This is a genomic window from Vallitalea longa, assembly GCF_027923465.1.
Taxonomy (GTDB): domain Bacteria; phylum Bacillota; class Clostridia; order Lachnospirales; family Vallitaleaceae; genus Vallitalea; species Vallitalea longa.
In genome coordinates this window covers 1-663 of record NZ_BRLB01000053.1, presented here as the reverse complement: position 1 = coordinate 663, position 663 = coordinate 1, and the positions used below count along the sequence as shown (strand labels likewise).

General features: G+C 34.2%; 1 protein-coding gene. It reads left to right on the top strand.

All coding sequences use genetic code 11. From position 1 onward, the window contains the following. Positions 1-22: 22 nt before the first annotated feature. The coding region (locus QMG30_RS24785; protein WP_281819908.1) for an AMP-binding protein at positions 23-663 on the top strand (641 nt) is incomplete at its 3' end.

Below are 663 nucleotides of genomic sequence, written 5' to 3'. Positions count from 1 at the left end.
TTATATTAACAAATTAAGAAGTGTGAATAAGAACATTACTATTATAAATGGGTATGGTCCAACTGAAAACACTACATTTTCCACTTGTTTTACGATACAGAAGGAATATAAGCACAATATACCTATAGGAAAACCTATCAGTAATTCAAAAGCTTTTGTATTGGATAGTATTCTAAGGTTACAACCTATAGGTGTTGTAGGAGAACTGTTCGTAAGTGGTGATGGAGTAGCAAGAGGATATCTCAATAATGAAAAGTTGACAAGAGAAAGATTCATGCAAAATCCTTATGTGTCTGGGGAAAGGATGTATAAGACAGGTGACTTGGCAAGATGGTTACCAGATGGAAACATAGAATTCTGTGGAAGAGCAGATGATCAAGTCAAGTTAAGAGGGTACAGAATAGAATTGGGTGAAATAGAAAGCCAGTTATTATCGGATAAAAGGATTAAAGAGGCTGTAGTAGTATCAAAAGGTGAGACCGATATTGATAAATATTTGTGTGCATATGTAACAACAATTGAAGAGGTAAGTGACAATACGATCAAGGAAAATCTTAGTATAGCATTACCAGATTATATGATACCATCCGCTATAGTCAGGTTAGAAAATATGCCAATAACAATTAATGGAAAGATTGACAAGAAAGCATTGCCAACACCTCA